The sequence below is a fragment of the Gordonia sp. p3-SID1431 genome (genome assembly GCF_025143765.1).
Taxonomy (GTDB): Bacteria; Actinomycetota; Actinomycetes; order Mycobacteriales; family Mycobacteriaceae; genus Gordonia; species Gordonia hongkongensis.
The window spans coordinates 178374-187511 of the sequence record NZ_JAMBDT010000001.1 but is presented as its reverse complement, the minus strand read 5'-3'; the positions used below and the strand labels follow the sequence as shown (position 1 = coordinate 187511).

Here is a 9138-nt window from a genome sequence, read left to right as displayed (position 1 = left end):
GAGATGCGTCGCGAGGCCCTTCGAGGCTCGCTTCGCTCGCACCTCAGGGAGCAGGGGCGCCGTCAGGCGAACGACTTCCCGACGATCCAGTAGGCCTGCGACTTCACCGACTTCTTGGGAATCCCATAATCGTTCCTGAACAATCCGGCGACCGTGCGGGTGCTCGTGGAATCGAGTGCAACCCAACCGAAGTGGTCGGCGGCGTCGAAGGCGGCGGATCGGACCGCGTCGACGAGGGCCGCGCCGTCGCGCTCACGCGGAAGCCAGTGCACCGTATCCTGCGCGCGGGCGCGCAGCGGCAGCGACCTGTCGCTCTCGTGCTGATACTCGAACCAGATCGTCGCACCCGCCCCGGAGTCGCCGAGCGAGTCCAGCAGCGAGTTGATCGCCGGTAGCGAGGCGGTGTCACCGGCGACGAGCCATCCCGCCGGCGCGGGGTCGGGGATCGCGAACTTCGAGCCCATCAGGGTCGCGCCGATGGCGTCACCCACATGTGCGTCCTGAGCCCATCGGGCGGCGGTGCCGTCGTGGATCGCGAACTCGATGTCGAAGGTGTCCGTCGCCGGGTCGGGATCGACGAGCGTGTAACCGCGCTGATGCAGCTTGCCACCGTCGGCGAACCAGAGGCGCACCCACATGGTCGGGTGGATCGCGGAACCGGTGAGGAGCCCGCCACCGTGGAAACGCAGTCGCAGATAGTGATCCGTCACCGCCTCTTTGCCGGTGAGGGTGAAGGTGAAGTCGTCACCGCCAAGGATCTTCATGACGGCGCCCTGCCAGCCGCGCCCCTTCGTGGATACCTCGCTCATGTCTGAACCTCTCTACAGTGCCTCCCCGGCCCGGGGTCCGGGCCGGGGAGACACTGTCATTCTCGTGACCGTCGGCATGACACGACGCACCACGGAAAACCGGACCTACTGGAAGGTGCCGTTCTCGACCATCTGACGGGCCTCGAGGCGACGGATCTTGCCGGATGTGGTGCGCGGCACCGAGTCCGGCGCGACGAAGATGACCTCGGCGGGCATGATCCCGCACGCCGACGCGACCTCGGAGTTGACCTCTGCACGCGCCTGGTCGGGATCGGACCCCTTGTACTCGGCGAGGATCACCAGGCCCGGCCGGGCCGAACCCTCCCCCCGCGCCATGGCGACGACGCCGCCGCGACGCACACCGGCGACTTCGGCGGCCGCGCGCTCGATCTCGATCGGGAACAGGTTGCGGCCCGCGACGATGATGACCTCCTTGGCCCGGCCGCAGATCACCAGCCGATCGTCGATCAGGTAACCGAGGTCGCCGGTCGAGAACCATTCGCCCGCACCGAGATCGGCGTCGCCCAGGTAGCCGCGCATCATCGACGCGCCGCGGATCTCCACGTGTCCGACGTTGCGCCCGTCGATGACCGGGACGTCGACATTCGGCTCGACGATGCGAACCTGCATGCCGCCCAGCGGCTTACCGAGGATCGCGTACCGGCGGCGAATGGGCTCGCCACCGCCGGGCGGGGTCACGGTGACCTCGTCGTAGTGCACCCCCTCGCCGACCGCGGGCATCGTCACCGCGCAGGCGGATTCGGCCATACCGTAGGCGGGTGCCGCGGCGGAACGATCGAATCCGAACGGCGCGGTCGCCTCGAGGAACTTGTCGAAGGCATCGGCGTCGATCGGCTCACCGCCGCTGATCGCGACGCGCAGGTGTGAGAGGTCGATGTCGCGCAGCAGTTTGCCGTAGCGGCCGAGGATGTCGTAGGCGAAGTTCGGCGCCGCGGTGACGGTCGTCTTGGTCTCGGTGAGCCACTGCATCCACTTGAAGGGCGCCGCCGCGAAGGCGGTGTTCGGCACGATGTAGGCGGGGATGCCGGTGGTCATCCCGGCGAGCAGGAACATCAGACCCATGTCGTGGTAGAGCGGCAGCCAGCTGAACCCGGTGTCGCGGGTGCGGTGGAGGCCGAGCCGGCTGACCAGTTCGATGGCGTTCGAGTAGACGGCCGAGGCCGTCAGGGCGACGGTCTTGGGGTCTCCGGTCGATCCGGCGGTTCCCTGGAGGACGGCGATGGTGTTGCCGTTGACGTTACGGGCGACGAAGTCGGTGGTGTCGGCGCCGAGGCCGTACTCGCCCACTCGCGCGATGTGCAGCCGTCCCTCGACCTTCGACAGCAGGTCGAGCTGGGCTCCGCTGCCGAGGACGGTGCCGACGCCGATCGACACGTACCGGTGGTAGGTGTTCTGCGCCCATCGCTCCTCGTCGGCCCCCCGGATGGGGCCCGGCAGGATGGTGACCGGAACACCGGCGAGCCACGCGCCCTGGATGGCGGCGATCAGGTCCACCGTGGGGTCCCCGATGAGGCCGAGCGCCTGCGGCTCGTGCAGTTCGCTGTCAGCCAGCAACTGGACCGCGATCTGCTCCGCGCGGGCATGGACCTCGCGCCACGGCGCCGTCACCCACTCGCCGGTGTCGGAGTCCAGGACGGACAGACTCGTATCCCCCGCCAGCATCGCCTCACGAACGGTGGCCGCCAACGCATTGGTCGAGCCCGCTTCCTCCAGGATCACGCTGTTCTGCGACATTCTCGTTTCCCGTTCTCGCCAGCACCTGGCGTCGGTCGTCTGATCGTCTTCCGGTCGTGTGAGCGACCGAGTTGTCATACCGCGGGTCGTCCCCGACCGCTGGTCTCGGCGAACACAACTGCTCGCACCATTTGGGTAGGGTAGCCTAATCTTTCTCGGACACAAGACCCAGAGTCGATCATCGCGACTACGTGATCCGCGTCATCCGATGAGACCAATACGCGAAACTTAGGCTAACCTAATTCGCGTCGGCTCGCGGGGCCCTCGCCGACATTGCCCAGAGATTGGGCGGAGCGGTTAGTTAGTATAACCTACCCTAAATGCGGGTTCCCCGGACTGAGTAAACATGTCACCGAACTGCGAGAGGCACGCCGGCTGATGGCCACGAATTCCCAGACCACGGATCTTGTCACCGCGGCCGACATCGTCGCCGAGGTGTCCGAGGCCCTCGGCCTGACGCCCGAGTCGATCGACCCGGAGCAGGACCTCATCGCCCAGGGACTCGACTCGCTGCGGATGATGCGACTGGCCGGCACCTGGCGCAAACGCGGCCTCGACGTCGACTTCGCCCGCCTCGCCGCACAACCCACGGTCACGGCCTGGGCGGCACTTCTGCGCTCCTCGGCCGGTCGGCCGAGCGACGCGAACCCGGCCGGTGCCGGCGCGGCCGCCGCCGCGATTTCGGACATCCGCGACCAGGTGGCCACGGCGCTCGGCGTGACCCCCGAGTCGATCGACCCCGAGCAGGACCTCATCGCACAGGGACTCGACTCGCTGCGGATGATGCGACTGGCCGGCACCTGGCGCAAACGCGGCCTCGACGTCGACTTCGCCCGCCTCGCCGCGCAACCGACCATCACCGCGTGGGCGGCGTTGCTGGGCGGCACACCCGCGCCGACCACCGACGACATCGCACCTTCGTCATCGGAGCCGACCGAAGGACCGTTCCCCCTCGCTCCGATGCAGCACGCCTACTGGATCGGTAGGTCGGACAGCCACGCGTTCGGCAATGTCGCCGCTCACCTCTACATCGAGTTCGACGGTTCCGACGTCGATCCCGACCGCTTCACCTCGGCGATGGCCGCGCTGCTGGAACGCCACCCGATGCTGCGCGTCCGAGTGCTTCCCGACGGTACCCAGGAGATCGGCCCGGCACACCCCGAAGCCATTGCGGTGCACGACCTTCGGGAACATACATCGGAGACGGTCGAGCAGGTCCTCGCGGCCCGTCGCGCGGACGGCACCCACCGCGCACTGCCGGTCGACGAGGGAGCGGTGATCCGCGCCGAACTGAGTCTGCTGCCGGGGAACTCGACCCGTGTCCATCTCGACGTCGACATGATCGCCGCCGACGCGATGAGCTACCGCGTCCTCGTCGACGACTTCGCTCGCCTGTACCGCGGCGAGTCCCTGCCGGAACTCGGCGTCACCTTCGCGACGATCACCGCGGATCGCACGTCGCGGGAGATCCGCGACGACGACGTGACCTGGTGGCGCGAACGCATTCCCACGCTCCCCGGCCCGCCGGAACTCCCGCTCGACGAGCGGGCGATGCGCGGCGATGCCGAACCGCACAGTGTCCGCCTCCACCATTCGGTGTCCGCGTCGGACTGGAAGCGACTCGAGGAGCACGCGCACCGGCGCGGCGTCACCCCCGCGGCCGCGGTGGCCGCAGTGTTCGCCGAAGCCGTCGGAACACATTCGGCCACATCGCGATTCCTGCTCACCGTGCCGTTGTTCGATCGTCCACAGGTCCATCCGGACGTCGAGCGGGTGGTGGGCGACTTCACGTCGTCGATCCTCGTGGGCGTCGACCTGAGTGAGCCGGCGACGCTCGCCGAACGTGCGCGATCGATGCGGACATCGATGCACGAGGCCGCCGCGCACGGTTCGATGAACGGACTGGACGTGCTTCGCGAACTGAGTCGCCACCGGGGCGAACCGGTGGTCTCGCCGATCGTGTTCACCAGCGCGCTGGGACTGGGAGACCTGTTCTCGCAACAGGCAACCGACGTGCTGGGCGATCCGTCGTGGATCGTCTCGCAGGGTCCGCAGGTGCTGCTGGACGCACAGGTGACCGAGGTGGCCGGCGGGCTGCTCCTCAACTGGGACGTCCGCGCCTCCGACCTCGAACTCACCACCGCGCGTTCGATGTTCGACCATTACGTCCGTCTGCTCGGGCTCCTCGTCGATGGTGAGTGGGATGTACCCGCGCCGGACCCGATCACGGCCGAGGTTCGAGCACAGCGCCTTTCGGTGGAGAGTCGACTACCGGCCACCGACACCTTCGACGGCACCCTGCACGGAACCTTCTTCGCCCGCGCCGCCGAGCGTGCCGGGACACCGGCTGTCGTGTCCGACACACGCACCTGGACCCATGCCGAGTTGGCCGACGAGGCCCGCCGAGTCGCCGGAGCCCTGGTCGCAGCCGGGGTCACACCGGGTGACACGGTCGTCGTGCACCTCCCCAAGGGCGGCGACCAGGTCGTCGCCGCGCTCGGAGTGCTCGCCGCCGGCGCGGCCTACGTCCCGATCGCCCCCACCCAGCCCCGGGCGCGCCGCGAGCGCATCGTCGACGTCGCCGCCCCGGCCGCGATCCTCACCTCCGAACCCGCCGCCTGGCCCTCTGCCGAAGCCACCGTGCTCGAGGTGAACGACGCCCGACGCACCGATCCGGTCGACCCGGTCGCGATCGGCGGCGACGCCCTCGCCTACGTCCTGTTCACCTCGGGCTCCACCGGATTGCCCAAGGGCGTGCAGGTTCCGCACCGGGCCGCGGTGGCCACGATCACCGACCTCGTCGACCGGTATGCGATCGGAGCCGACGATCGCAGTCTGCAGGTGTCCTCGCTGGAGTTCGACCTCTCGGTCTTCGACATCTTCGGCCTCCTCGCCGTCGGCGGCGCCGTCGTCGTGCCCGGCGACGACGAGCAGACCAAGGTCGACGACTGGGCGCGGCTGCTCACCCAGCACTCGGTGAGCGTGCTCAACTGCGTGCCGTCGATCCTCGGCATGCTCCTCGATCTCGCCCCCCTGCCCGCGTCGCTACGGATGATCATCATGGGCGGCGACAAGGTCGACGTGTCGCTGCTCGAGCGTGTCGGGGCACAGTTGCCGGATTGTCGCGTGGCCGGCCTCGGCGGGACCACCGAGACGGCGATCCATTCCACCATCTGCGAAGCGGATGCCGTCCCGGCCGGAATGGCGTTCGTGCCGTACGGGATTCCGCTCCGCGGCGTCCGCTGCCGGGTCGTCGACGACGCCGGTCGCGACCGTCCCGACCTCGTGCCGGGTGAACTGTGGATCGGCGGAGCCGGCGTGGCCGACGGTTACCGCGGCGATCCGGAGCGCACCGCCGATCGTTTCGTCGAGCACGACGGCCAGCGTTGGTACCGCACCGGCGATCTCGCGCGTTACCTCCCGGGTGGCTTCCTGGACTTCCTGGGCCGCGCCGACCACATGGTCAAGATCCGCGGGTACCGCGTCGAACTCGGTGAGGTCGAGGCCGGGTTGCTGGGTCTGACCGGGGTGGGCTCGGCCGTCGCCTGGTCCGACGGTCGCGACCTGCGTGCCGCGGTGGTACTCAGCGACGGATCGACCGAGGACGACGCCGACCTGCGTGTCCGGTTGACGGAAACCCTTCCGCCGCACATGGTCCCGCGGTCGATCACGGTCCTGGACCGGTTCCCGCTGACGCCGAACGGCAAGCATGATCGCAAGGCCATCGCCGCCGGCGTCCGGTCCGATGACGACGCCGTCGACGCGGTCGCGCCGCGCGGCCCGGTCGAAGAGGCCCTCACCCTGATCTTCGGCGAGGTCCTGCCGACCCCGCCCGCGAGCGTCACCGAGGACTTCATCTCCCTCGGCGGCGATTCCGTCCAGGCCACCCGGGTGGTCGCACTGACGCGCCAATGGCTCGACGCACCCGGCCTCTCGGTCGCCGACATCTTCTCCCGGCGGACGATCGCGGGGCTCGCCGGACGACTCACCGAACTCGGCGGGGAACGCGCCGAGTTCGTGGCACAGACCTTCCTCGACGTCCTGCAACTCACCGACGAACAGGTGGAGGCCGAGATCGCGCGCGGCTGACCGCATCCGGCACCTTCTCCGGCACACCAACCGACCACCTCCCAGAGCAAAGGCATCATGACCATTTCCTCCGCCCCGACCTACGACCTGACCTCGGTCGACCTCGACGACGTATCGCACGCCGCGACGGTCCACGGATGGCTCACCCATCCCAAGGCCAAGTACTGGGACATGCTCGACAGCTCGGTTGCCGACGTGGAGAAGATGATTCGCGAGTCGGCCGAGGCCACCGCCGGCACGCCCCACGGAATGCGCCTGGGCTACCACGACGGGCGCCCGCAGTTCCTGTTCGAGCTCTACGACCCGGCCACCAGCGAACTCGCCGATCCCGCCAGCGGTTACGTACCCGCCGACGGCGACATCGGCATGCACCTGCTGGTCGCCCACGCCGAACAGTCGCTGCCGGGCTTCACCGGCGCGGTGATGTTGCACATCATGCGGACCGCGATCCTGGAGGTCGGCGCCGCGCGCGTCGTCGTCGAGCCCGACGTCCGCAACAAGGCCGTGCACCGCCTCAACGCGAGTGTCGGCTTCCGCGTCGATGGCGACTACCCCGTCGGGAACAAGACCGCGCACCTGAGCTATTGCACCCGAGCCGACTTCCTCGAGGTGACCGACAACGGCAAGTGCGTCGGACCCGTCGAGGTCACGGACCTGGGGGCGTAGATCGTTGACTCTCCAGGACATCGGGACCATTCCGGGATTCGCGACGCGCACGGCCGGGGGGTCGGGTGCGCGAAGCCATCGCCAGACGTATCACACCAGGATCGCGAAGAAGATCCTCGCCGAGTTCTCCCACGAGCGGGCACTCGCCCCGGTGGCGAGTGGCGACGGGTACGTCGTCTCCTCCGCCGACGGCCGCACCGACTACCACTTCCGCGCCGACCGACTCGCCCTGGACAGCTGGGCGATCGACGAGTCGACGCTGCGTCGTGTGCGCGACGGCGCCGAACTCCCAATCGACGCGGTGGCGATGATCGTCGACCTGGCACCGTTCCTGGGGATCGGTCCCCAGGCGCTGCCGGAGTACCTCGAGGAGTTCATCAACACCCTGGCGATCAGCGCCGACCGTCCGGACGAACGACGCATCCCAGCAACGGATCTCGCTCACGCCGACTTCCAGACCATCGAGGCGACGATGACGGAGGGGCACCCGTGCATCGTCGCCAACGCCGGCCGTCTTGGGTTCAGCGCGGACGACATCGAGCGCTACGCCCCCGAGGTGGGCAACCACTTCAGGCTCGTCTGGCTCGCCGTCCGTCGCGAGGACTGTGACGTCGCCACCGTCAGCGACGTCGACTACGACGCGCTGCTCCTCGACGAGCTCGGACCCGAGACGCTGTCCGACTTCGGGGACGCCCTGCGCGAAGTCGGTTGTGACCCGGCCGATTACCGATACCTCCCGGTGCATCCCTGGCAGTGGGTCGAGAAGGTACGCAAGCTCTACTCCGCCGACATCGCCGACCAGCGCATCGTCGAGGTCGGCACGAGCCCCGATCTCTATCAGGCACAGCAGTCGATCCGCACGGTGTTCAACGCCACCACCCCGACCCGCAACTACGTCAAGGTCGCGCTGTCGATCGTGAACATGGGTTTCACACGCGGGATGTCGGCCGACTACATGCGGACGACGCCGCTGATCAACAACTGGGTCCGTGGACTCGTCGCCGACGACCAGTACCTCGCCGCGATCGGCTTCGAGATGATCTTCGAGGTCGCGGCGATCGGTTACCGCAGTCCGACGTTCACGCCGATCACGCAGCCGGGGTCGGAGTACCGCAAGATCCTGTCCGCGCTGTGGCGACAGAGCCCGGTGCCGCTGGCAGCCGCCGACGAGCAACTGTCGACCATGGCCGCGCTGCTTCACGTCGACCACCTGGGGGAGCCACTGGTCGGCGCGTTCATCGACCGTTCGGGTGTTCCCGCGACCGAGTGGATCCGTCGCTACCTGCGCACCTATCTGCACCCCATCGCCTACCTGCTCTACCGATACGAGCTGAAGTTCTCACCGCACGGGGAGAACCTCATCCTCGTTCTCGCCGAGGGCATCCCGGTGCGAGCGATCCTCAAGGACATCGGCGAGGAGGTATCGGTGTTCGGCGAGGCGGACGGACTCCCGGAGAGTTGCGCCCGCGTCCGGACCACCGAACCGGACGAGATCCGCAACCTGGGTGTGCTGTCGGACGTCTTCGACGACTTCCTACGTCCACTCGCCGAGATCCTGCACACGCACGGCATCATCGGCGACGACGAGTTCTGGTCACTGGTGGCCGAGAGCCTGCGTGAGTTCGTCGCCGCCCACCCCGATCTGGAAGACAGGTTCGCTCGCTGGGATCTGTTCGCACCGGAGTTCGGGGCGGTGCACATGAACGGGCTGCAACTGCGCAACAACAAGCGCATGGTCGACATCGAGGACTCCTACGCATCGCTGATCGACGCGGGTCACCGGCTCGTCAATCCGATTGCGCCGCCGAGGGACCGGTGA

5 protein-coding genes are annotated in these 9138 nt (G+C 68.3%); 3 read left to right on the top strand and 2 right to left on the bottom strand.

The genetic code is table 11. From position 1 onward, the window contains the following. Positions 1 to 62: 62 nt before the first annotated feature. Together M4D77_RS00935 and mbtM are read right to left on the bottom strand one after the other, a co-directional pair. The gene (locus M4D77_RS00935; RefSeq protein WP_058251359.1) at positions 63 to 809 is read right to left on the bottom strand and encodes a siderophore-interacting protein; all 747 of its coding nucleotides are present in this window, start codon (positions 807 to 809) and stop codon (positions 63 to 65) included. A gap of 105 nt (positions 810 to 914) precedes the next feature. Beyond that, positions 915 to 2564: a long-chain-fatty acid--ACP ligase MbtM gene (gene mbtM, locus M4D77_RS00930; RefSeq protein WP_078111733.1), complete on the bottom strand. Its 1650-nt coding sequence runs from the start codon at positions 2562 to 2564 to the stop codon at positions 915 to 917. 378 nt (positions 2565 to 2942) lie between these two features. Between mbtM and M4D77_RS00925 the strand changes: the two genes are divergently transcribed. From M4D77_RS00925 to M4D77_RS00915, 3 genes are read left to right on the top strand one after another with little or no spacing between them, the layout of a single operon-like run. Further along, positions 2943 to 6653: an amino acid adenylation domain-containing protein gene (locus M4D77_RS00925; protein WP_259935331.1), complete on the top strand. Its 3711-nt coding sequence runs from the start codon at positions 2943 to 2945 to the stop codon at positions 6651 to 6653. A gap of 57 nt (positions 6654 to 6710) precedes the next feature. Then, positions 6711 to 7319, top strand: a complete 609-nt coding sequence (locus tag M4D77_RS00920; RefSeq protein ID WP_226512348.1) for a GNAT family N-acetyltransferase — start codon at positions 6711 to 6713, stop codon at positions 7317 to 7319. Between the two features lie 4 nt (positions 7320 to 7323). Continuing rightward, positions 7324 to 9138, top strand: coding sequence for an IucA/IucC family siderophore biosynthesis protein (locus M4D77_RS00915; protein ID WP_259935330.1), 1815 nt, complete (start codon positions 7324 to 7326; stop codon positions 9136 to 9138).